Raw genomic sequence first — 22152 nt, 5'->3', positions numbered from 1 at the left:
ATGTCAGGCCTCCTAAATATCATCCGTGTCATGAAGAACCACAAGAACTCCCCCTACCGCCTCAACCCCAACGCTATGCCAGCTCGCCGCAACTCCACGCGTTACTCCCGCCATCCTCAAGAAACCCATTCGCTCACGGCCGGTGAACTAGCAGTTGAGATTCTTTTCCACGAGAACGAAACTGTCAACGCCCTCAATGGCGCGCTTCGGCATCCGCGCTCACTAGCCCGCCCTACACCCACATGGCGCCCACCGCTCAAGGAACTACCGTCCGTAGCAGGCTTCCCTAGCTTGAATATGACATTGACGCGGCACCGTGTAGGCGAGCAAGCTCGCGCACGCGTTCTCGGTTACGGTGAGGAGCGAGTCCCCACCTACCTGATTTCAGTACGTATTACCGACCCAACAGGAAGTGCCGTTATGCCTAATGTTGCCGAGGCATGGGTGCGTGCCATGGTGCCGCCGGCACTGGCTGACTCGATTCACGAGACTAGCCGCGGCGACGCGCACAATTTCGTCTGGCTGGTTGACAGCAACTACGTCCCAGTCCACTCCCCGGCTTCTTTGTTTACTGGATTTAGTCAGGCGGCTTAACCGCCAAGCTGCTAGCTGCCTAGGTGCCTAGGTGCCTGTCGAATACTCGGATGCTCGATACGCATCTTCGCTATAACCCTTGTTGTCCGCACTTTCTTGGAAGATATGTTCCACAATCGATCTATTTCCTGGGAACACAAAATAAGTGCGTAGCGCGATAGGCGCAAAGCGGATGATTGTACAGGCAAGGAGCAAGGTGAATGCCTTGTCGACGGAGTGCGATAGAAGTGCTTGGCAAATAATTGCCAGGCGCTCATCACCAGTAATCAGCTGGAAATACAGCAACAGGCCTGGACGCCCGACGCCATCGCTGTTTCCAAAGGAGAAAATCAGCGGATAGACGGAAACCATTCCACACAGCAAGCCGCCCACGAGACCGATTGCAATTGTTCCCGTCACATATCGGAAAAAGTTGCGGTCACCAAGCACACCGAACAAGAACCCCACTAGTATCGCCACTGGATTAAACGCTAGGGGGTACGCGGCAAAGCTTGAGGCAACAACCGTGGCGCCAACACCCGTTGCCATGCCTAATACCGGACCATACAAAATCGCAATGACCATTGTGCCGATCGTGTCAAAGTAGAACGGGATGTTCGTGCCCATCACAAGGGAGCCAAAAATCAAGTTCACTGCCATGCCCATGATGGGGTTAAACATCATGTGCCGCGGTAAAGCACCGTGTTTGGAAATCAACAGGCACAACGTGGCAACAAGGCACAGTACCCAAATCACGATGGTCAACGGGCTTTCGAAAGTATAGGTAATGCTCCAAAACTCCGAATTCATCGTCAAAGCCCACGAAACTGTTGTAAGTAACATGGCAAGCGCAACAAGTAGCTGACGCCACCTGGTACGGAGTAAGTACGGCATAGTTGTGGATTTCACTTTGTTAGATTGGGGCAGGCGGCACGCAGAGCCGGCGAAGACACCATTACCGGGAAGAAGCCAGCATAGGGACATAAATTTACACCGCTTACAAGCAGAGCTGCGATGAAGCTTGTCTGCGGGTAAGCGGTGTGTAGGTAGCTAGAGCATTCTCGCAATCCTCATGGACGCGTTTACTCTAATCCTCACGCTCTTCGTTTCCGAAGTCTTCATCATCGTCACCATCGATGTCATCGTCACCATCGATGTCATCGTCACCATCGATGTCATCGTCATCAATGTCATCGTCATCGATGTCATCACCGTCGTCGGCGCCGAACAAGTCATAGACATCCGGTTCTTCGAATTCATCGTCGTCGAAGGAAACCAACTGTGCTTCCCAATCCATTGCCTGCTCAGAAACAAGGTTCAAGACATCGAAGAGACGGTCGAAGTCGGTGTAAGTGCCAAGCTCTAGGGCCTCAGCGGGAACCTCAATGATAGGAGCGACGTCGTCAAGCTCACCCGCCTCTAACAGTGCCAAGCGCTGCTCCTCGCTGATACCATCCGCGTCATCAGACTCCCACAACTCGTTGATTGCCTCGTCCTCGAGTTCGTCGAACTCTTCTTCATCAAAATCAAAGGCAAGGAATCGGACAATCGCGGAAGGAACACCGTCCACAGTTTCCACCAGAACACGCAGTTCAGAGCCATTTGCAACCTCAGCCACAACCAAGTTGGGGTTGAACTCGTCCTGCACAAATTCTAGATCAGTAATGCGCTCGTCCGTGCCTTCCAAAAGGTCACGCAACACAGTTACTACTTGGTCAGTAGCGATGTGCTTGGCCACCGCCTCAACAGCATCATCCACGGAGAAAGCCACCGAGACTAAAACCGCCTCGAAGTCTTCATCATCTTCATCCACATCCGCCGCCGCAATGTAGACGTTCGCAGCTGGCAAGATAGGGTCAATTTCCACAAACTGAATTTCAAGGTCTGAGGTAATGGGCACAAACATCACGTCATCATTGACGCGGGACTCAATCCCCTCAGCGTCCAACGCAGAAGCGATATCTTCGAAAAAGCTCATTAGTGCAATCCATCCATGTGGCAGTTGGTCACCAAGGCAAACGCCAAGGCCATTCAGATCCTACCTGTTCTCCAGCGCATCCGTTATGAAGCCCAGAGCAGAAAGCAGTTCCGGGCGCCCGCTTCCCCACTCCAACATGTTGTAGTTTTCCCATGCTTGGCGACGCCTCTCAAAAGGCGCCTGAACCACTCGCGGCTCGGAGTCAAAAATCATCGTGTTACGCTGCGGCGATGCATACACCGGCCAATCCTCGTGCGGCTTGCCCGTGTGAATGAACGAGGACCACTGAGACTGCATCAACTCCGTCATGCCATCCATTAGTGAGCTATCTCCCATTCGAGTCAGAGCCGAAACTCGGGACGCCCCCGGGTCGCCGAAGATGTTGGAAAGCTCCATCGAGTGCATCGCTCCCAATCCCAGCCATCGCAACGCCGTCGGGGCAAAGTCGAAGCGGTACATCCACGTGTTGTTCATGCGGGAATGCGCATCCGCAACGCGAACGGTGGGCGCCCAGAACAGGGCGTCGGTAAGCAAGTGCGCAAAGTCCTTACGCGCAATCGCCCCACCATAAGCCTTGACCACCGCCGGCGCGTTCACTTCATCGAAGGAAGCCAAAAGCCGCAGTGCCGCACGCTGCCGAGCACTTTGACGCTGGTATAGGAACTTGCCGAAGCTGGCCTCATCCGAGTTCGTGCCCACCAACAGCGGGACCTGAATTTGCTTGCCCTCTTCAAAGGCCACAAGTGGATGCTGCGGAATGAGGTCGTCATCCACTGTGGGGGCGTAGCAGGAGTTCAAATGGAAAAGCTCGCCCGCACGCCACATCATGGATTGGCCGGCCCGCACGATGTCGCCGAAATCGTGGGTGCGCAAGTCATCGACGCTCGTCGCCCGCGGTAATGCCATGCGCGATACCAATTCTCGCGCCCAGAACGTCGACTGCGTGCGCGAATGCAACATACCAATAGGGGGCGACTGCGCAATGGCACGATTGAACAATCCCTCAGCCCGCGGAACCGTCATCAGTGTCAAAACCGCAGCACCGCCAGCTGACTCCCCCATCAACGTGATGTTTTCAGGATCGCCGCCAAAAGCCGCAATATTGCGTTTGACCCACTGCAACGCCAAGAGCTGATCCGAAACCGCAGGATTTGCCGTGCACTCCCCGCCCAGGCTACGCAAATCCAGGTAACCCAATGCGCCCAAGCGGAAGTTGACGGAAACGTAAACAACGCCCATCTGCGCGGCCAACTCGAAGCCCCGCAACATCAACATGTGCGAAGAACCCACAATAAAACTTCCCCCGTGCAGGTAGACCACCACGGGCAGCTTCTCATCATTATTGGGGCGCACCACGTCTAAGTGAAGGCAGTCTTCGGAGCCTTCGACGCGGTCCTGCCAAGAATAAATGGGTTGTGGAGCCACAGCCCCGAACTGTTTGCACTCCCGCACGCCTTCCCAAGGCGCCACTTTTTGAGCAGGCATAAACCGGTTGGCGCCACCCGTATCCGCGCCAAAGGGAAGACCACGCCAGGAGCGCACCGGGGAGGAGATAGGGCGATCGGTGCGCAGATCCTCCTCAAGACTGCCGCGCACCCAGCCGCTGTCGGTACGAACGGTCAGATCATCTTCCCAGGCATTAGCAGCGGCCACCGCTGCCGCCCGTGCCCGCGCATGCGCGCTGGCCGCATGCATTTTGGCTACGGCGGAACTTGCTTCGCGAGACCTCAGCCCGTAAGTTCCATCAGCATTCATATCTACAAGATTAGGAGAGTTTTACGAGCAATGTCTGGCAGCCAGCTGCGACTACGCCCATAGCAAATACCGGCTAGCCCACAGGAAGCTTTCAGGTTGAAGGCCGAATCTTACGCTACGGTGGGAAATAAACGTGGCGCCCATTCGGAGCGCCATTATCCATATTGAGAGGTGAACAAAAATGGCTGCTTTCTTTAACAAAGATGACAATAAGAACGGAAACGGCAACGTAGGTACTGCTGGGGTTAGTGCTGAAGGCGCTAAGGGCACTGAGGGCACTGCCCCAGAAGGGCTCGACGTTTATGACATTAACCCCGACAACGCCAATACTTTTACTAAGGCGCTGCTCGCAGGACTCGATAAGGCCGTCACTGTACAAACTTCTGTTATCACCAAGTACGTAGAAGGACTGCGCAAGCGCAACCCAGGCTCATCACCGGCGCAACTGCAGGCGCTCGTGGACAAGCATTTCCTTAACATTGTTTCCGGTACCGGTGCGGCCGCAGGCGCATCCGCTGCCGTCCCAGGCGTCGGCATGGTTACCGGCGTGGCCGCCGTCGGTGCCGAGTCCGTAGTCTTCTTAGAGTCCGCCGCGTGGTACATCCTGTCCTCCGCCTACCTGCGCGGCGACAACATTAATGACGAAGAACGCCGCCGCGCTCTGGTCCTACTCGTGTTGACCGGCTCCAAGGGAACCGCAGTGGTTGACACTCTCGTTGGTGACTTGGGCACTGTTTCGGGTGTCACCTCAGCAGCAACCTTGTCGCGCTTTTCCGCGCCCACTCTCAACGGCCTCAACGGACGCTTGACCAAGCTCTTTACCAAGCAGATCACCAAGCGCTTGAAATGGGCATGGGTTTCTAAGCTCATGCCCATGGGTATCGGCGCCGTCCTGGGTACCTCTGCGAACCGCAAATTGGCCAAGAAGGTCATGGAACACGCCCGCGAACAACTATCGCCATTGCCCGCCGCTTAAGTGTTTTTCCGCCACTAAGGGGGCCTTTTCACCCCTAACCTAGTGAGTAAAACAACACGGAACGTATCATGTGAGGAGACACTTTTCGGGGTGCCGCGTGCACCCGCGCGAAGACGCTACTAAAGTCCCATTAACGAACCGTAATTAACAAGGAAATGAGGCGAATTCCTGCCGTGAGCAACTCGAGCATTTTCGGCCCTAATGCGTGGCTGATTGACGAACAGTTCCAGCAGTACTCCAAGGATCCAAACTCCGTAGATAAGGAGTGGCGCGATTACTTCGAGGCCAACGGAGCACCAAACAATGGTGCATCTACCCCGGCGGCTGCTTCTGCGGATAAGTCCGCCAAGAAGTCGGCTCCGGTAAAGCCCGCTGCTAAGTCCGCTGCACTTGGCGGAGCACCGGCAGCTAAGCCTGCCAAGGTTGCTGAGAAGCCTGGCAAGGATTCCAGCTCTAAGAAGAAGACCTCTGATTCCCCGCTCGATCGCATTGGCGAAGCCCCTGAGGCAGGCGAGCGTCAGCTCAAGGGCATGTTCAAGGCAATCGCCAAGAACATGGACGAGTCTCTTGAGGTTCCTACCGCTACCACCGTGCGCGACGTGCCGGTGAAACTTATGTGGGAAAACCGCGCAATGATCAACGATCATCTCAAGCGCACCCGCGGCGGCAAGATTTCCTTCACCCACATCCTCGGTTACGCCCTCGTCAAGGCAACCCAGATTCACCCGGACATGAACGTCCGCTACGAGCTCAAAGACGGAAAGCCCACCGTGGTCCAGCCTGAGCACGTCAACTTGGGCCTGGCTATCGACCTTCCGCAGAAGGACGGCTCCCGCGCACTCGTCGTTGCCGCGGTCAAGGAAGCCGAGAACATGTCCTTCTCCGAGTTTGTGGACGCATACCAGGACATCGTTAACCGCTCCCGCAAGAACAAGCTCACGATGGATGACTTCTCCGGCGTCACCATCAACCTCACCAACCCAGGCGGCATCGGCACCCGCCACTCCATCGCCCGTCTGACCAAGGGCGCAGGCGCAATCATCGGCGTTGGCTCCATGGATTACCCGGCGGAGTTCGCCGGTACTTCCGAAGACCGCCTCGCAGATCTGGGCGTCGGCCGTTTGGTCACCCTGACCTCCACCTACGACCACCGCGTCATCCAGGGTGCAGAGTCCGGCGAGTTCCTGCGCACCCTCGGCCAGCTCATTGTTGATGACCGCTTCTGGGACGAACTCTTCGAGTCCATGGGCGTTCCTTACCAGCCTTTCCGTTGGGCACAGGATGTGCCGAACACCGGCGTAGACAAGAACACCCGCGTCATGCAGTACATCGAGTCCTACCGTTCCCGCGGCCACTTGCTCGCAGACGTCAATCCACTAGGCTGGCGCCAGCCGGGCCTGCCTTGGCCGGACCACCGCGACTTGGACCTCAAGACCCACGGCCTGTCCATCTGGGACCTGGACCGCACCTTCAACGTCGGCGGCTTCGGTGGCCAGGAGACCATGACCCTGCGCGAGGTCGTCAAGCGTCTGCGCGATGCCTACACGCTGAAGGTCGGCTCCGAGTACGCCCACATCTTGGACCGCGATGAGCGCAGCTGGCTGCAGGATCGCCTCGAAGCCGGCATGCCGAAGCCGACCAACGCTGAGCAGAAGTACATCCTGCAGAAGGTCAACGCTGCTGAGGCTTTCGAGAACTTCCTCCACACCAAGTACGTGGGCCAGAAGCGCTTCTCCCTCGAGGGCGCTGAGTCCCTCATCCCGCTGATGGACGCCATCGTGGACACCGCTGCCGGCCAGGGCCTCGACGAGGTTGTTATCGGCATGCCGCACCGTGGTCGCCTCAACGTCTTGTTCAACATCGTGGGCAAGCCACTGGCTGACCTCTTTGGCGAGTTCGATGGCAACTACAAGGGCGGCCAGCTCGGCGGCTCCGGTGACGTCAAGTACCACCTGGGCTCCGAGGGCCACCACATCCAGATGTTCGGCGATGGCGAAATCGACATCACCCTGGCTGCTAACCCGTCTCACCTCGAGGCCGTTGACCCAGTCATGGAAGGTATCGCCCGCGCCAAGCAGGACCTATTGGACAAGGGCCAGGACGGCTTCTCCGTTGTTCCGGTCATGCTCCACGGCGACTCTTCCTTCAACGGCCTGGGCATTGTTCAGGAGACCATCAACCTGTCCCAGCTGCGTGGATACACCACCGGCGGCACCGTGCACATCGTGGTCAACAACCAGGTTGGCTTCACCACCACCCCGGATTCCGCGCGTTCCACTCACTACGCCACCGACCTGGCTAAGGGCTTCGACTGCCCGGTCTTCCACGTCAACGGCGACGACCCAGAAGCAGTTGTGTGGGTAGGCCAGCTGGCCACCGAGTACCGCCGCAAGTTCGGCAAGGATGTCTTCATCGACCTCATCTGCTACCGCCTGCGCGGCCACAACGAGGCGGATGATCCTTCGATGACTCAGCCAGAGCTGTACTCCATCATCGATGAGCACAAGTCTGTTCGTGAGATCTACACCCAGGAGCTCATTGGCCGCGGCGATCTTTCTGATGCAGAAGCTGAGGCAGCTGCACGTGACTTCCACGACCAGATGGAGTCCGTCTTCACCCAGGTCAAGGAAGCTGAGAACGGTGCTCCGGGCGAGCAGCATGGCATCACCGCCGCACAGGAGCTCACCCGTGGTTTGGATACCTCCATCACTGCCGAGGAGATCGCCGAAATCGGCCAGGCCTACGCCAACGGCCCTGAGGGCTTCGAGTACCACAAACGCGTTGCTCGCGTGGCCAAGGAGCGACTGAAGTCCTCCACCCAGGGCGGCATCGACTGGGGCTGGGGCGAGCTCATCGCTTTTGGTTCCCTGGCCAACGAGGGCAAGCTGGTCCGCCTGGCTGGTGAGGATTCCCGCCGCGGCACTTTCACCCAGCGTCACGCAATCCCGATCGACCCGCGCGATGGCAGCGAGTACAACCCGCTGAATTACCTTGCACAAACCAAGGGCAACGGCGGCCGCTTCCTGGTCTACAACTCCGCTCTGACCGAGTACGCCGGCATGGGCTTTGAGTACGGCTATTCCGTGGGTAACCAGGATGCTCTCGTGGCATGGGAGGCACAGTTCGGCGACTTCGCCAACGGTGCTCAGACCATCATCGATGAGTACATCTCCTCTGGTGAGGCCAAGTGGGGCCAGCTCTCCAGCCTGGTTCTGCTGCTGCCACACGGCTACGAGGGTCAGGGCCCTGACCACTCCTCTGCTCGTATTGAGCGCTATCTGCAGCTGTGTGCTGAAGGCTCCATGACCGTGGCTCAGCCTTCTACTCCGGCAAACCACTTCCACCTGCTACGCCGCCAGGCTCTCGGTTCCATGAAGCGCCCGCTGGTTGTCTTCACCCCGAAGTCCATGCTGCGTAACAAGGCTGCCGCCTCCTCCATCGAAGAGTTCACGGAGATCAAGACCTTCCGATCCGTCATCAATGACCCGAACTTCGTTGACCACAACGGCAACAAGGTCGGCGATGCTGACAAGGTCAAGACCATCATGCTGGTCTCCGGCAAGTTGTACTGGGAGCTGGCCAAGAAAAAGGAAGCTGACGGTCGCGACGACATAGCTATCGTTCGACTCGAGATGCTGCACCCGATTCCGTTCAACCGCCTGTCTGAGGCATTCAAGGCTTACCCGAACGCTACCCAGGTTCGCTTTGTTCAGGATGAACCGGCTAACCAGGGTCCATGGCCGTTCTACAACGAGCATCTGCGCCGCCTGATTCCGGATATGCCGGAAATGGTCCGCGTCTCCCGCCGTGCACAGTCCTCGACTGCTACTGGTATCGCTAAGGTCCACCAGATTGAGCAGAAGAAGCTGCTGGACGAGGCCTTCGACATCTAAGAGCGTGTACGTGGCCGTCTGAGACGGCCACAGCTGACGGGGGTCAGGTTTGCCCCCACCAGCAAGCACTAGCGCCCTTGTCTCCCATCACGTGGGAGGCAAGAGCGCTTTTTGTTGTATATGAACCAACTTCCGCGTGCACGCGGTGTAGCAGGCTAAGAGATGAAAAGCTTAGGACTTTGGCTTACTGCTCTTATCAGTCTTGCCGTCATCAGATGTCAGATCAGAGCCACCAGAAGAATTCGAATCTCCGCCAGTATCCATCACTGTTCCGGCGTTGGACTCCGCCATCCATTGGCCAACGGTCTCCTCGATGGAGCCCGATTTCTCGGACTTTTCAACGAGCTCTTCAATTTCTTCCTCAGTAAGGAACTTGGTCAATGAAGACACCGCTAGGCGCTCTTCCCTATTGAACAGGCCCTTGTAGTACAAGGCCACGTAATTCTCTGGAAGTTCCACATCAGAGCCTTCACAACCGTGAGCACTGGCCGGTTCCACGACCGCCAATTCAGGCGGCAGAGCATTCATCAATGCAATATGCGTAGTGGCTAGGAAATCTTCACCAGAGGGTTCCTTTTCGTCCGCAACAAAGCGCTGCGATAGCTTTCTGGCTTCATCAGGATTAAACGCGTTCAGGAGCTGACCGGTGCACCCAATGTAGAGGTTGCTTGTCCCGTCACTGCTTTGGAACAGCGGCAATTTTTCATTCAAGCTCGGGTCTGCCGAAAGTACATCGCTGCTGGCTATGTTCGCTGCACGCCCCTCCGACTCGAGGGTTTGCTTGTAGAGCTCCGCCAGCACCAAGTGGCGCGTGGAGTGCGAATCAACTGCGATCGTCACTGGTTGGCCCACACCCACCTTGGCATCAGCAGAAGGATCAAACCTTGCGCAGGAGCTTGCCGTGCCCAAGGCTAGTCCTGCGGTGGCCAGCATCGCGAGAAATGCGCGGGTTTGCATCACAGTCTCCTAATAGATGTTCCAGAAGATGACATCAGTCAGTTAACAAGGGTCATCACGTCCCTGAAATTCTACACTGCGCATATGCGCTTAACGACGCCGCCTTATCCCAGCGTTTTCCTGTGTTAAATAAAGGGCTAAGATGGGACGGGTTATGACTAGCGCTATCACAGAATCCGCCGTTCGGGAGGCCCTTTCCAGGGTTGAAGACCCCGAGATCGGCCGCCCTATCACTGAACTCGATATGGTCAAATCCGTCAACGTTGACGGCAATGACGTCGCTGTAGAAATCTATCTCACCATCGCTGGGTGCCCGATGAAAAACACCATCGAAGCCAACACCCGCGCTGTCCTCGAGGATCTCGAGGGCGTGGGCAAAGTATCCGTCGCACTCGACGCAATGAGCGACGAGCAGCGTCGCGCACTCAAGCAGAAGCTGCGCGGCGGCCAGGCAGAGCCAGAAATTCCTTTCGCAAAACCAGACTCCACCACCCGCGTCTTTGCGGTCGCCTCCGGTAAGGGCGGCGTCGGCAAGAGCTCCACCACCGTTAACCTGGCTGCCGCATTGGTGACCAAGGGCCTTAAAGTAGGCATCGTCGATGCTGACATCTACGGTCACTCCGTGCCCGGTCTTCTAGGTTCTACCGCTGGCCCCACGGTGCTCGATGATGAGATGCTTCTGCCACCTATCTCCCACGGCATCAAGCACATCTCCATCGGCCAATTCGTGGAGGGCAACGCCCCTGTGGTGTGGCGTGGACCGATGCTGCACCGTGCACTACAGCAGTTCCTGGCGGACGTCTTCTGGGGCGACCTAGACGTGCTCCTGCTCGACCTTCCGCCCGGCACTGGCGACGTCGCGCTCTCCGTTGCGCAGCTCATCCCCAACGCCGAGCTACTCATCGTGACGACCCCGCAGGCCGCGGCCGCTGAGGTTGCAGAGCGCGCTGGCTCTATCTCGCAGCAAACCCGTCAACGCGTTGCTGGTGTCATTGAGAACATGGGCGCCATGGTGCTACCAGATGGCTCCACGATGGATATCTTCGGCACCGGCGGCGGCAAGGTCGTGGCTGAGCGCCTGTCCACCATCCTCGGCTACGAGGTGCCGGTCTTGGCTGAGATCCCACTCGACCCCGCTCTGCGCACTGGTGGCGACGCTGGCGAGCCGATCGTTAAGGCCGCGCCTGAGTCCCCCTCCGCGCAGGCGGTCAAGGGGCTAGCCGATAAGCTGGCCATCCGCTCCGACTCACTCGTAGGCAAGACCCTCGGACTCGGGGTTACCCGCCACTAGCCACGAGCCGGGCTCGGACGAGCTAGGTTACGTCAGCCCAGGAGAAGCCGGAACCTGCTGCATGACCCCCGTCATCGGAAGGTTTCGGCTTTTGGGCGTTTTCATGCCCCTGTGGCGCCTGTGTTTGCGCTCGTTGGCCCTGCTGGCTGGGCTTGGAGTGCGAGGTGTTTTGCTGGGGCGCATAAACCTGCGAGTAATCAAAGGTCGGCCTATTCTGCGTTGGGGTGGACGAGCTCTGCGTACCCGAGGCTGGTTGCTGCGGCTGGTTTGAAATCACCGGCTTGCCTAGGCCCTCCGTCATCTTCTTAGGGTCGAAGTCATCCCACGCGGATTCATCGCCGTCGAAAAGCGCCTTGGTGATAACGCCACGTGGGCCCATGCGAGTCCACTCTGCGGCCTGGCTGATGGGGCCACGCAGTGAGTCGAATTCCTCACCCAAGCCGCTCAGATCGCCTTCCAGCTCTGCTTTGGCGTTGTTGATGGCCTTGCGCGCGGCATAGATCGCAGCCCGAATATCGGTAATAACCCCAGGCAAGCGCTCCGGGCCGATGACAACAATTCCGATGAGAACGATGAACGCTATCTCGAGCCAACCGATTGAAGAAAACACGGTGTCATCTTATCCCTCTCAGCCGTCTTCTGCTGAGGCGACACCTCCACCAATTATGGGGACGAAGCTATTTACGGCCTTGGTTGTGCTTAACCGCGCGGATAACCATCTCAAACTTATCGAGGAAATCCTGGGGTGAAGCTGCCTGACAAACCTCTTCATCCCTTGCTTCGTTAGAAGTGCGCATTACGGTCGCGGCGTCACTAGCAATGCCGGCGAGCTTGGCCATCAGATCTTTGGGCGCGCGGACCTGGGCATCGACGTTGCACTGGCGCAACCACTCGGAAGCGTGCCGCTGCTCGTGGACGTCTGCACGGCACTCCGAGCAATGAACCAAGTGCACTCGCACGCGGTGTTTTGCCTTCGGCTCCATTTCACCGTCGACAAAGGCTGCCACAGCTTCTGGCCCAAGGTGACCAATGGTGTCGCCACGCCGCGCTTTAGCTTTGGCTTTATCGCGAGCTTTGGCATGGGCACTATCGATGCTGGTTTCAGTGCCCACCACCCCACGCAGAGAGAAGGCGGCGCGGCGTTTACGTTCGAAGGATTCCATGAACTATTCCCACCTTCTTTCTTATCGAGGCGTCGCCGTTATTTTGCAGCGCGTTGCTATCTCCCACCATAGACGCCGAACGGCGCTCGGTATGGAACGCTAGCGAGTGCGCAACAGCACGCGAGCGTCGTCGTTAGTCTGTGCCGCGTTCTCCAAGGCAGCGCGCAGCTGCGAACGGCCACGGTGGATGCGGGAACGAACAGTACCCAATTTCACACCCAGAGTCTCTGCGATTTCGTCGTAGCTCATGCCCACAACATCACAAAGGACCACGGCGACGCGGAAGTCAGGGGCAAGCTCATCCAAAGCCTTTTGCAGAACTGGATCCAAGTTCGCCACAGAATAGGCCTGCTCCGGGGTCATGTCCGTTCCTGGGACACGTTCGTAGTCCTCCGGCAAAGCCTCCATACGGATCTTGGCGCGGTGACGGACCATATCAAGGAACAAGTTCGTGGTGATGCGGTGCAGCCATCCATCAAAGGTGCCGGCTTGGTACTTATCCAGTGAACGGAAGACTCGCATGAACGTTTCTTGAGTCAGATCCTCCGCATCTTGCTGGTTACCAGAAAGGCGGTACGCCAAGCGGTAAACAGAGTCTGCGTGCTCAGCCACCAGCTCAGCCCAGGAAGGCATGGCTGCAGTGCCCGCGTCAAAAGCAGCCGTTCCAGTCAGTTCCTCTTGGGCATCAGCGAAGGATGCAGGAGCCCCCTCGCGTGCTTCGCCGAGAGAAGATTCAACGATCTGCTTTTTTGTCATGCCAATCATTTTTCTATACCTAGCTTCAAAACGCCAGACATTATTCTGTTAAGACTCTGTGAAGAGAAAACATCTATCTCATCAGTAACAAACCTGGCGTCTTGACACCGCGCACGTACAAAATTACCTAAGGTTTAGGTTGTGACTATTACGGCATACGACGCATTGCGTTCTTACATCGAATCCACCAGCGACGTTTCTGAGGCACTCGCCGGAGCACGCTCCCATGCTGAGGAATATGGCCTGTCCGTTCCTGATGAAGCAACAGGACAGCTGCTTACCTCCCTCACCGCCACCGGTACTGGCGCTGAGCGCGCACAGGCAGTGGCAATCACCCCGGCTGCCGCCGTGGTAGGAATCTATCTCCTCCAGGGTTTGCCCGAAAACGGCATCGTCACCTGTATCGACCCGGAGGCAGAGCACCAGGCCATGGCCAAGGCCACCTTCCGTGAGGCTGGATTCGCCACCACGCGTGCACGCTTCTTGCCTTCTCGTCCACTCGAGGTGATGGGCCGCCTTGCAACTGACGCCTACCAGCTCATCTTCGCCGACGTTCCTGCACTGGATATGCCTGCACTCATCAACGCCGCATTCCCACTGCTGCGCCAGCACGGCACCTTGGTACTGGCCAATTCCCTCCTCGACGGAACGCTCGCAGACACCACGCGTACTGACCGCGACACTGCGGCAGCCCGCGAGGCAGATGAACTCGCGCGCTCCCTCGAGGGCGCGATTGTCACGCGTCTTCCATTGGGCTCGGGACTTACCCTCATCACCAAGCAGTAGCTAGCGGTCACAACTCTTGGAAGACTAGCGACGAACTGGGCACAAAAGCCGGGGCGGAGCCAACCTTTGAAAGGAAGCTCCACCCCGGCTTTAATCGCAGCCCAAGTCCTAAGAGGCGATTTTATACAGTCTCGTTCTTGCCCACGACCACTACGCCGCCATCAGAGACCTTGAAGCGGGCTTCATCGCGCTCGCGGTCAACGCCGATAATTGCGCCATCGGAAACAACAACGTTCTTATCCAAGATGGCGTGACGAACCACCGCGCCCTTGCCCACGCGCACACCTGGCAAAAGGACGGAGCCCTCTACCGTTGCACCGTCTGCAACATGGACGTCCGAAGAAAGGACGGAGTTGCGGACCGTACCGCCAGAGACGATGCAGCCAGGAGCCACCATTGACGATTGTGCGATACCATTTTGCACAAACTTTGCTGGCGGCAGGTTGGACTCATCGGTGGAGTGAATCGGCCAGCGGTTGTTGTACAAGTTGAAGATTGGGTGCACAGAGATGAGGTCCATGTGCGCCTCGTAGAACGAGTCGATGGTACCTACGTCGCGCCAGTAACCGTGGTCGCGCTCAGTTGAGCCAGGAACCTCGTTAGCCATGAAGTCATAAACATGGGCCTGACCCCGCTCAACGAAATAAGGGATGATGTCCCCACCCATGTCATGATCAGAATTCTCGTTCTGCTCATCCTCAAGCAGCGCCTCAATCAAAGCGTCGGCGGTGAAGACATAGTTACCCATCGACGCATAAGTCATGTTCGGATCATCTGGCGTTGATGGCGGGTTCTCTGGCTTCTCCAAGAACTCAGTGATTGAGCCCATGCCATCAGCCTGGATACAACCGAATGCAGAAGCCTCTGAGCGCGGTACGCGAATACCAGCAACGGAACAGTCCAAGCCGGCGGCGATGTGTTCTTCGACCATCTGCTGGGGATCCATGCGGTAGACGTGGTCAGCACCGAAGACGATGACAAAGTCAGGTTTCTCGTCATAGATAAGGTTTAGAGACTGCACAATGGCGTCCGCAGAACCGTTGTACCAACGCTTGCCACGACGCTGCTGCGCCGGAACGGAAGCGATGTACTGGGAAGTAGGACCCGATAAATTCCAGGCCTGCGAGATGTGACGGTCGAGGGAGTGGGACTTGTACTGAGTCAAGACCGCAATCTTGAGATAACCCGCGTTGACGAGATTCGACAAGACGAAGTCGATTAAGCGATAGGAGCCGCCGAAGGGAACGGCGGGCTTCGCGCGATCCTCCGTCAACGGGAAGAGACGCTTACCTTCGCCGCCGGCGAGGACAATGGCAAGGACATTAGGCTGCGTTTTCACATGTTCCAACCTATTCACTTTTCAAACGTTTCGCAGAAGAAATATCTGTGAAACTACCCCCGCGATCTTTTTCTGCACACGCTTAACTTAATCCGTATTCTGGGAGGGCATGAGAGCCGGAATTTTTTCCAAAGAATACCCACCAGAGATTTATGGTGGCGCAGGCGTACATGTCGCCGAACTGACCCGATTTATGCGCGAACTCATCGACGTATCAGTGCATTGCACTGGCGCGCCCCGCGACGAAAAAGATGTCTTCACCCACGGGGTTGATCCGGAGCTGACGCAAGCTAACCCCGCTATCCAAACGCTGTCCACCGGATTGCGCATGGCCACTGCCGCCTCCGATATCGATATCGCGCACTCACATACGTGGTATGCCGGTTTGGCTGGGCATCTTGCGGCGCGCCTCTACGACATCCCGCACGTAGTCACTGCGCACTCTTTGGAGCCGCATCGCCCTTGGAAGCGTGAGCAACTCGGCGGCGGCTACGAGATTTCCTCGTGGTCAGAGAAGAACGCCATGGAATATGCCGATGCCGTCATCGCTGTGTCTGCCGGCATGAAGGGCGCTATCTTGGATGCTTATCCCCGCATCGATGAGTCTAAGGTGCACGTTGTTCTCAACGGTATTGATACCCAGCTGTGGCAGCCGCGCCAGGCTGACTACTTCGACACCCTGGGCGTCGACAAGCAGCGCCCCGTCGTTGCTTTCGTCGGCCGCATCACCCGCCAAAAGGGCGTAAAGCACCTACTCAAGGCTGCAGCCCAGTTCGACAAGGACATCCAGCTGGTCCTCTGCGCCGGTGCTCCAGATACCCCTGAAATCGCTGCGGAAACCAAGGCTCTGGTCGAGGAACTACAGTCCACCCGTGACGGAGTCTTCTGGGTACAAGAGACGCTTTCGCGCAGCCTTATCCAGGAGGTCTACTCGGGCGCCGAAGTTTTCGTGTGCCCTTCTATCTACGAACCGCTCGGCATCGTGAACCTCGAAGCCATGGCGTGTGGCACCGCCGTCGTCGCGTCTGACGTCGGAGGCATCCCCGAGGTTGTCGTGAATGGTGAGACCGGCGTGCTGGTTCACTACGACCAGAACGATACAGCTACCTTTGAGTCGGACCTCGCCGCGGCTGTCAATCAGGTTGCTACTGACAAAGAGCGGGCCGCTGCATTCGGCCAAGCCGGCCGCAAACGCGCAGTCGACGAGTTCTCGTGGGCCACCATCGCTTCCCAAACCGTCGACATCTACCGCGCCCTCGTATAGGCACATTTTAGGAAGGTTATTCGTGACAACTCATCGTCCTGAACTGCACTTTGTTCCGGAATCGGGAATTCTTGAAGCACCTGCCGGTGTCCTTCTCGATGGCACCACTTGGCATCTGTTCTTCCAGTACCGTCATGAGCTTTCTGCTCCGGCGCGTTGGGGCCACACATATTCTGAAGAACTCCCCTTCGACTGGCTGGAATGCGACGACGTCCTGGCCCCTGTCGGCGGCGAGCTTTCCCTGCGCGCGGGCTCCGTGGCAGCGGGGGAAGACGCCATCAATCTTTACTTCACCTCGGTGACCTCCACCGGCACTTCGGTGCGTTTGGCCCGCTTCACGGACTTCCAAGACGTGTGCGAGATTTCTGATGACAGTCACTCGTTAGATCCAAACGTTGTCCGTTATGGCGAAGTGGCTAGCTCCGTCACCAACTACTCGCGCTTCCGCTCCCCTTCGGTTGTTCCGGATTGGGCGGCAAAGGACCGCGACGAGGGCCACGAGGGCTGGCTCATGCTTGCACTGACTGGGCACTCTGATGCGCCGCTTCCGGTAATTCTCCGTTCTGCAGACGGTCTATCCTGGGAAGTCGAGGGCCCGCTCGAATTCAATGGCGAGCCAGGTTTCAACGAGGGCGAGGTGCCGGCGAACTCCTCTATTCCGCCCGTCGTTTCCCCTCGCTTGGTGCGCCTGCGTGACGAGGTGGACGGCCGCATTTACGACGTCCTCCTTCTTACCCTTGAACGCAACAATCGCGACGTGTCCGGATACTTGGTGGGCCGCTTGGAAGGAACCACCTTTACTATTGCGTCTGGCTTCCAGCGCATTGACTTCGGCCATGACTTCTCGCGGCCGCGCAATACCAACACCACTGATGGAACCATTCCGCAGGAGACGCGTTACGACGAAGCCCTCATCTTCGGCTTGCTCAACGGCAATGGCCGCGGCGACGATCCCACGCTGCACCCATCCTTCAAGGAGGAGGGGTGGGCCAATACGCTGGCGCTGCCGCGCCACCTGACCCTGCAGGGTGGAAAGCTCTTCCAGACTCCGCCGCGTGGCCTACCGGACGCAATCCGTCAGTCTGAACGCGCCCGTTCCTGGACCGGCGTACTGGACGTCCCAGAGGGCTCTTCCGTCACGGTAACTCTGTTGGACGGCAACGGTGAACCAGCGGCCGTGGTCACCCACGCAGGCAGCACCTTGACGCTTGATCGTTCTATGGCTAAGGCTTTTGATTCCTATTTCAAGGACTCCGAGCCGGCCATAGCTCAACTCGCGGAAGGCGACTCTGATTCCCTAACCATCGTAGTCGACGGCGCCACTGTAGAGGTCTACGCCGACGGCGGCCAGGTAGCAATGGGCTCCCGGGTCTACTTCGAGAAGGGCTGTTCCGATGTCATCGTTGAGACTTCCGGCGATGCTGTAATCGAGCAATCCTGGCAGCGCAAGGGCTCTAAGCTCTAAGGCACAACATTTAAAGACTAAAAGGCTGGAGACCCCCACGTGGTCTCCAGCCTTTCTGCATGTCCCTCCCTAGCCCTTAACCTAGGGTCCGGGGGTTCACGCCTTTTAATTGGGTTATACTGCGCGCAATCGGTCGAGACGCGCACGCGCAGTAACCGTCATAGATTCAGGAAGCAGCTCCATCCGCTCTGCAAGAACTTCAGCGCCCAGGTGGCGGGCCGAAGGGCTCATTCCCACCTGCGCTGCGATGGAAGCGCGGTCGAGGTTCATCGGGAAGGATAGGTCCACAGGGTCGGCTGCTTGCTCGAGATGGCCTGCGGCTTGCTCGTACATGCGCTCAATCTTGCCTTCCTCTACGCCCAAGATTCCTAGAGGTTCGCGCAATTCATCCAAGTGGCCCACACCAGGGGTCAAGACGATAACTTCGCCGCCCGGGCGCAAAATACGTTGAAACTCGGCTGGGTTGCGAGGGGCAAAGACTACGGAAATCGCATCCACCGAATCGTCCTGCAACGGAAGGCGTTCCCACACATCCGCTACAACTGCGCCGACGCGTGGGTGGCACTTTGCCAAATGCTTGGCAGCATGTGGTGAAATATCGAGGCCGATGCCGCGTGCGTCCGCGATGGAGTCGAGGGTGTGCGCTAGGTAATAGCCTGTGCCAGCACCTACTTCAAGCAGAGTCGGGGCAACGGTTTCTGGCAGTTCGGCTGCATCCAGTGCATCCTGGACCGCGCCAGTGACAGCTTCCACGAACGGCGCAAAGTGCCCGAGGGAGAGGAAGGTCTCGCGGGCATTGACCATCTCGATGGAGTCGCCCTTATGTTTAAGCCCTGCGCCTGCCGAGAGCGTGACGTAACCTTGCTTGGCTACATCAAAGGAATGGCCCGATCCCGATACCAGGCGGGTGAAATCATCCGCACCGGTGAGAGCAGAGCCATCGTTGGGGTCGGCCAGAACATCGATGATGTGTGAAAGCATGCTTTCAGACTAGCTGGAAACTTCAGTTAGGAGTGAACCGAGTTCAGCTGCTTCCTCTTTGGTGAGTTCAACGACGATTCGACCACCACCATCGGAGGGGATTCGCATAACAATCTTGCGGGACTCCTCAACTGCTTCCATTGGCCCACCTGTCGTGCGTGGCTTCATAGCTGCCATAGTTGTTCCGCTCCTTTGGGATTCAAATTATTTGGGTTACCCCAACCACTCTACGCCGTTTTCCTAGTCACGTTGCGGACTAGTGTTTTTAAGCGGCGCAGATAGGCCTTGCTTTCCAGATTCGGCGGATTCCTCTGTTGCTGCAGCCGTTTCACCGGTGGAAGCTTCAGAATTGGTGCCTGTGGAGGTCAGACGTTTTTCCAGTTCGTTAAGGAGAGCGTCGACTTGGGTCTGACGGTAGCCATAAGAGACAACGTCAAAGCGGATGTCATCAAAGCGATCCTCGCGCAACGCCTTCCGGTTGTCTTCAACAAGGTCACGGCGTTCGTCAAGGTCGGAAAACACCTCGCCACGCCCAAAAATAGAACCCCACACCCAGGTTCCTAGGATCACGAGCGCGAGCAAAACTGCAATTAACAAAATCCACGACAGCATAGGCTAGAGCTTACTGTTAAGGGCGAGGCGTTGATCAATAGGACCTACGACTGCGGCACGCGAGAGGATTGTCTGCGCCACGACATCAGCCATGGGGGCAAGCTCGTGGAGGTGTCGGTTGCGATGCACGCGCTCTCCTAAGTCCACCTCGGCGATTGATTCCACGCCGTAGCGCTTGGCGACGTCGATTAGCAGTCCTGCTTCGACCCCGTACCCGGAGACAAACGGCAGGGCACATGCGACGTCGCGTCGCAGCGCATACTCCCCGCCCAGCGGTTGGGAGATGACGCTGAGCTCAGGGAAAAACATATGCAACAACGGCTTTGCTGTGAGCTCCGTGACGCGGCCACCGCCGCTGGGAGCGCCGTCGATAGTGCGGCGGTAGGTAGCCTTCACCATTTGTATTCGCGGTTCAGTAAACGGAGCAACAAGCTCCTTGACCATTCCCGGCCGGGCAGATTCTAAGTCTGCATCGACAAAAACCACGATGTCTCCTCGCGCGGCAGCTACCCCGCGCCATAGGGATTCGCCTTTTCCTGGGCGAGGAGAAATGTCGGGAAGGATGTCCCGCCAGTTGTGCACCGTCGCCCCGGCGTCACGCGCGCGTTGCGCAGTGAGATCGACGGAGTCGGCATCGATGACGAGGACCTCTGCCGGGTTATCCGCACGGCAGGCGCGTACGACATCGGCGACGGTGGCTTCCTCATTCAACGCGGGGATGATAACGCTGACGTTCATGCAAGCCCACGTGTTGTGTTCAGCGGCGCCATGTGCCCCTGGATGGCGGCGGTCATGCGGATGACGTCGAGGGTTTCCGCAACCTCGTGGAGGCGAAATGCTGCCACGCCATGCGCGGCAGACCAAGCCGTGGCCGCCAGAGTGCCAAAGACGCGCTCGCCGACGCCGCGATCCAAGGTCTCCCCTACGAAGTCCTTGTTTGATAGGGCCATGAGCACCGGCCAACCGGTGGCCACCACCTCGTCAATGCGACGCAGCAGCTCCAAACCGTGGAAGGTATTCTTGCCAAAGTCGTGTGTGGGATCGATATAGACCAGCTCTTCCGGGCAGCCAAGCGTGGCTGCCTTTTCCGCCAGCGCCGTAGTCTCGGCGATGACGTCTGCGACGACGTCGTCAAAGTGCACGCGATACGGACGCGTGCGCGGAGTCACGCCGCCGGTATGGGAACAGACGTAGCCCACCTTGTGCTGGCCGGCTACCTCAATGAGCTCGGGATCCCATCCAGCCCAGGTGTCGTTGACGAGCGTGGCGCCGGCGGCGATGGCTGCCTCGGCCACGCTGGCACGCCACGTATCGACGGAGATGATCACGTCCGGGTGGCGTTCGTGCGCCGCAGCGATGGTGGGAACCACGCGATCGATTTCTTCCTGTGCATCGACGGCTTCGCCAGGCCCAGCCTTCACGCCGCCAATGTCGACAATGCTGGCGCCCTGTTTGATGACCTCCGAGCAACGCTCAATGGCAAGTTCCTCCGCGAAGGTGGCGCCTTTGTCATAAAAAGAGTCAGGGGTGCGATTGACAATCGCCATGACTCGGGCGAGGCTAGCGCTCATTGCGGACTCGCTTGTCGCTCATCACCTTGTGGCACTCCACGATATGGGCAACCGCCTCATCGACGTCATCGGTGACGAGGAAGAGATCGAGGTCCTCCGGATTGATGAAACCACCCGCCGCCAAGGTGGACTTGAGCCATTCAACGAGACCCGACCAGTACTCGGTACCCATGAGCACAATTGGGTAGTTGGTCACCTTGCCGGTCTGAACCATGCACAGCACCTCGAAAAACTCGTCCATGGTGCCCATGCCACCAGGCAGGCAGATAAACGCCTGAGAGTACTTGAGGAACATCGTCTTGCGAGCAAAGAAGTAACGGAAGTTCAGTCCCAGGTCCACGTACTCATTGAGCCCCTGCTCGTGCGGGAGCTCGATGCCTAGGCCCACGGAGAGCCCATCTGCTTCATATGCGCCGCGGTTGGCGGCCTCCATGACGCCGGGGCCACCGCCAGTGATGACGGCATATTCCGACTTGGCCAACGCCTCGCCAACGCGCACGCCCAGGTCGTACTCTGGTGTGCCCTCCCCCATGCGCGCTGAGCCAAACACGGTAACTGCTTTGGGCAGCTTGGACAGAGCGTCGAATCCGGCCACGAACTCACCCTGGATGCGCAGCACTCGCCACGGATCGGCGTGCTGCCACTCGTGGTCAGCGCCGGACTCCAAAAGGCGCTGATCGAAGGTGGACTCTTGCTGGCCATCGGTACGCAAAAGCAGTGGGCCACGGAGGGTGCGGTTTCTTTCAGGCGACATGGGATACTTCCTTGTTTTCGGGGTGCTTTGGGACGCTT

General features: G+C 57.9%; 21 protein-coding genes. 7 read left to right on the top strand and 14 right to left on the bottom strand.

The annotated features are described in order from the left end of the window. The first annotated feature begins 30 nt into the window (after nt 1-30). Entirely contained in the window at nt 31-594 is a 564-nt protein-coding gene (locus HMPREF3148_RS10180; RefSeq protein WP_246818812.1) for a hypothetical protein, read from the top strand. A 27-nt stretch (nt 595-621) separates the two neighbouring features. Here HMPREF3148_RS10180 and HMPREF3148_RS10175 read toward each other — a convergent pair whose 3' ends face one another. The 3 genes from HMPREF3148_RS10175 to HMPREF3148_RS10165 form a co-directional block, all read right to left on the bottom strand. After that, nucleotides 622-1338, bottom strand: coding sequence for a hypothetical protein (locus HMPREF3148_RS10175; protein ID WP_141741086.1), 717 nt, complete (start codon nt 1336-1338; stop codon nt 622-624). 322 nt (nt 1339-1660) lie between these two features. Further along, nucleotides 1661-2551, bottom strand: a complete 891-nt coding sequence (locus HMPREF3148_RS10170; RefSeq protein ID WP_070509072.1) for a DNA primase — start codon at nt 2549-2551, stop codon at nt 1661-1663. Nucleotides 2552-2611: 60 nt separating this feature from the next. Further along, a complete protein-coding gene (locus HMPREF3148_RS10165) occupies nt 2612-4306 on the bottom strand; it encodes a carboxylesterase/lipase family protein (RefSeq protein WP_049151775.1) in 1695 nt (564 codons plus the stop codon). A 181-nt stretch (nt 4307-4487) separates the two neighbouring features. Here HMPREF3148_RS10165 and HMPREF3148_RS10160 point away from each other — a divergent pair, with 181 nt between their 5' ends. Together HMPREF3148_RS10160 and HMPREF3148_RS10155 are read left to right on the top strand one after the other, a co-directional pair. Next, on the top strand, nt 4488-5282 hold the full coding sequence (locus tag HMPREF3148_RS10160; protein WP_114976158.1) for a hypothetical protein: 795 nt from the start codon (nt 4488-4490) through the stop codon (nt 5280-5282). Between the two features lie 173 nt (nt 5283-5455). Next, on the top strand, nt 5456-9175 hold the full coding sequence (locus HMPREF3148_RS10155) for a multifunctional oxoglutarate decarboxylase/oxoglutarate dehydrogenase thiamine pyrophosphate-binding subunit/dihydrolipoyllysine-residue succinyltransferase subunit (protein ID WP_201271425.1): 3720 nt from the start codon (nt 5456-5458) through the stop codon (nt 9173-9175). Between the two features lie 171 nt (nt 9176-9346). On the opposite strand, the gene HMPREF3148_RS10150 is transcribed toward HMPREF3148_RS10155, so the two are convergent. Further along, nucleotides 9347-10132: a hypothetical protein gene (locus HMPREF3148_RS10150; RefSeq protein ID WP_049151773.1), complete on the bottom strand. Its 786-nt coding sequence runs from the start codon at nt 10130-10132 to the stop codon at nt 9347-9349. A 154-nt stretch (nt 10133-10286) separates the two neighbouring features. On the opposite strand from HMPREF3148_RS10150, the gene HMPREF3148_RS10145 reads away from it, so the two are divergent. Beyond that, entirely contained in the window at nt 10287-11423 is a 1137-nt protein-coding gene (locus tag HMPREF3148_RS10145; protein WP_034657584.1) for an Mrp/NBP35 family ATP-binding protein, read from the top strand. 22 nt (nt 11424-11445) lie between these two features. Here the strand turns inward: HMPREF3148_RS10145 and HMPREF3148_RS10140 are convergent, their stop codons facing one another. The 3 genes from HMPREF3148_RS10140 to sigE form a co-directional block, all read right to left on the bottom strand. Next, nucleotides 11446-12033 carry a twin-arginine translocase TatA/TatE family subunit gene (locus tag HMPREF3148_RS10140; RefSeq protein ID WP_005531919.1) on the bottom strand — a complete coding sequence of 196 codons (588 nt, stop codon included), beginning with the start codon at nt 12031-12033 and terminating at the stop codon, nt 11446-11448. A gap of 67 nt (nt 12034-12100) precedes the next feature. After that, nucleotides 12101-12586, bottom strand: a complete 486-nt coding sequence (locus tag HMPREF3148_RS10135; protein WP_005531916.1) for an anti-sigma factor family protein — start codon at nt 12584-12586, stop codon at nt 12101-12103. Between the two features lie 99 nt (nt 12587-12685). Next, complete coding sequence (gene sigE / locus HMPREF3148_RS10130) at nt 12686-13351, bottom strand: RNA polymerase sigma factor SigE (RefSeq protein ID WP_080972432.1); 666 nt, start codon at nt 13349-13351, stop codon at nt 12686-12688. Nucleotides 13352-13483: 132 nt separating this feature from the next. Here sigE and HMPREF3148_RS10125 point away from each other — a divergent pair, with 132 nt between their 5' ends. Beyond that, complete coding sequence (locus HMPREF3148_RS10125) at nt 13484-14128, top strand: O-methyltransferase (RefSeq protein WP_049160282.1); 645 nt, start codon at nt 13484-13486, stop codon at nt 14126-14128. A gap of 121 nt (nt 14129-14249) precedes the next feature. On the opposite strand, the gene glgC is transcribed toward HMPREF3148_RS10125, so the two are convergent. Then, the gene (gene glgC / locus HMPREF3148_RS10120; RefSeq protein ID WP_049160586.1) at nt 14250-15467 is read right to left on the bottom strand and encodes a glucose-1-phosphate adenylyltransferase; all 1218 of its coding nucleotides are present in this window, start codon (nt 15465-15467) and stop codon (nt 14250-14252) included. Between the two features lie 109 nt (nt 15468-15576). Between glgC and glgA the strand changes: the two genes are divergently transcribed. After that, a complete protein-coding gene (glgA, locus tag HMPREF3148_RS10115; RefSeq protein WP_049062634.1) occupies nt 15577-16731 on the top strand; it encodes a glycogen synthase in 1155 nt (384 codons plus the stop codon). 22 nt (nt 16732-16753) lie between these two features. After that, entirely contained in the window at nt 16754-18196 is a 1443-nt protein-coding gene (locus HMPREF3148_RS10110) for a GH32 C-terminal domain-containing protein (RefSeq protein ID WP_049151772.1), read from the top strand. 114 nt (nt 18197-18310) lie between these two features. On the opposite strand, the gene HMPREF3148_RS10105 is transcribed toward HMPREF3148_RS10110, so the two are convergent. From HMPREF3148_RS10105 to HMPREF3148_RS10080, 6 genes are all read right to left on the bottom strand, one after another. Beyond that, nucleotides 18311-19177: a methyltransferase domain-containing protein gene (locus HMPREF3148_RS10105; protein ID WP_049151771.1), complete on the bottom strand. Its 867-nt coding sequence runs from the start codon at nt 19175-19177 to the stop codon at nt 18311-18313. A 9-nt stretch (nt 19178-19186) separates the two neighbouring features. Further along, nucleotides 19187-19354, bottom strand: coding sequence for a DUF3117 domain-containing protein (locus tag HMPREF3148_RS10100; protein WP_005531903.1), 168 nt, complete (start codon nt 19352-19354; stop codon nt 19187-19189). Nucleotides 19355-19417: 63 nt separating this feature from the next. After that, entirely contained in the window at nt 19418-19789 is a 372-nt protein-coding gene (locus HMPREF3148_RS10095) for a hypothetical protein (protein WP_005531900.1), read from the bottom strand. Between the two features lie 3 nt (nt 19790-19792). Continuing rightward, nucleotides 19793-20527 carry a glucosyl-3-phosphoglycerate synthase gene (locus HMPREF3148_RS10090; protein ID WP_005531898.1) on the bottom strand — a complete coding sequence of 245 codons (735 nt, stop codon included), beginning with the start codon at nt 20525-20527 and terminating at the stop codon, nt 19793-19795. Beyond that, nucleotides 20524-21360, bottom strand: a complete 837-nt coding sequence (folP, locus tag HMPREF3148_RS10085) for a dihydropteroate synthase (RefSeq protein ID WP_141741085.1) — start codon at nt 21358-21360, stop codon at nt 20524-20526. Before folP ends, HMPREF3148_RS10090 begins: the two co-directional genes overlap by 4 nt. Next, complete coding sequence (locus HMPREF3148_RS10080) at nt 21350-22114, bottom strand: LOG family protein (protein WP_005531895.1); 765 nt, start codon at nt 22112-22114, stop codon at nt 21350-21352. The genes folP and HMPREF3148_RS10080 overlap by 11 nt, the downstream gene beginning before the upstream one ends. Nucleotides 22115-22152: the final 38 nt, after the last annotated feature.

It is taken from the genome of Corynebacterium sp. HMSC05D08 (assembly GCF_001807215.1).
GTDB lineage: Bacteria > Actinomycetota > Actinomycetes > Mycobacteriales > Mycobacteriaceae > Corynebacterium > Corynebacterium striatum.
This window is presented reverse-complemented; position numbering and strand designations above follow the sequence as displayed.

Bases quoted from the DNA above. Each gene is read 5' to 3' on its own strand.
- HMPREF3148_RS10150 (WP_049151773.1), bottom strand. From the start codon at position 10,132: ATGCAAACCCGCGCATTTCTCGCGATGCTGGCCACCGCAGGACTAGCC.
- HMPREF3148_RS10170 (WP_070509072.1), bottom strand. From the start codon at position 2,551: ATGAGCTTTTTCGAAGATATCGCTTCTGCGTTGGACGCTGAGGGGATT.
- sigE (WP_080972432.1), bottom strand. From the start codon at position 13,351: ATGATTGGCATGACAAAAAAGCAGATCGTTGAATCTTCTCTCGGCGAA.
- HMPREF3148_RS10100 (WP_005531903.1), bottom strand. From the start codon at position 19,354: ATGGCAGCTATGAAGCCACGCACGACAGGTGGGCCAATGGAAGCAGTT.
- folP (WP_141741085.1), bottom strand. From the start codon at position 21,360: ATGAGCGCTAGCCTCGCCCGAGTCATGGCGATTGTCAATCGCACCCCT.
- HMPREF3148_RS10095 (WP_005531900.1), bottom strand. From the start codon at position 19,789: ATGCTGTCGTGGATTTTGTTAATTGCAGTTTTGCTCGCGCTCGTGATC.
- HMPREF3148_RS10165 (WP_049151775.1), bottom strand. From the start codon at position 4,306: ATGAATGCTGATGGAACTTACGGGCTGAGGTCTCGCGAAGCAAGTTCC.
- glgA (WP_049062634.1), top strand. From the start codon at position 15,577: ATGAGAGCCGGAATTTTTTCCAAAGAATACCCACCAGAGATTTATGGT.
- HMPREF3148_RS10080 (WP_005531895.1), bottom strand. From the start codon at position 22,114: ATGTCGCCTGAAAGAAACCGCACCCTCCGTGGCCCACTGCTTTTGCGT.
- HMPREF3148_RS10160 (WP_114976158.1), top strand. From the start codon at position 4,488: ATGGCTGCTTTCTTTAACAAAGATGACAATAAGAACGGAAACGGCAAC.
- HMPREF3148_RS10135 (WP_005531916.1), bottom strand. From the start codon at position 12,586: ATGGAATCCTTCGAACGTAAACGCCGCGCCGCCTTCTCTCTGCGTGGG.
- HMPREF3148_RS10180 (WP_246818812.1), top strand. From the start codon at position 31: ATGAAGAACCACAAGAACTCCCCCTACCGCCTCAACCCCAACGCTATG.
- HMPREF3148_RS10145 (WP_034657584.1), top strand. From the start codon at position 10,287: ATGACTAGCGCTATCACAGAATCCGCCGTTCGGGAGGCCCTTTCCAGG.
- HMPREF3148_RS10090 (WP_005531898.1), bottom strand. From the start codon at position 20,527: ATGAACGTCAGCGTTATCATCCCCGCGTTGAATGAGGAAGCCACCGTC.
- HMPREF3148_RS10105 (WP_049151771.1), bottom strand. From the start codon at position 19,177: ATGCTTTCACACATCATCGATGTTCTGGCCGACCCCAACGATGGCTCT.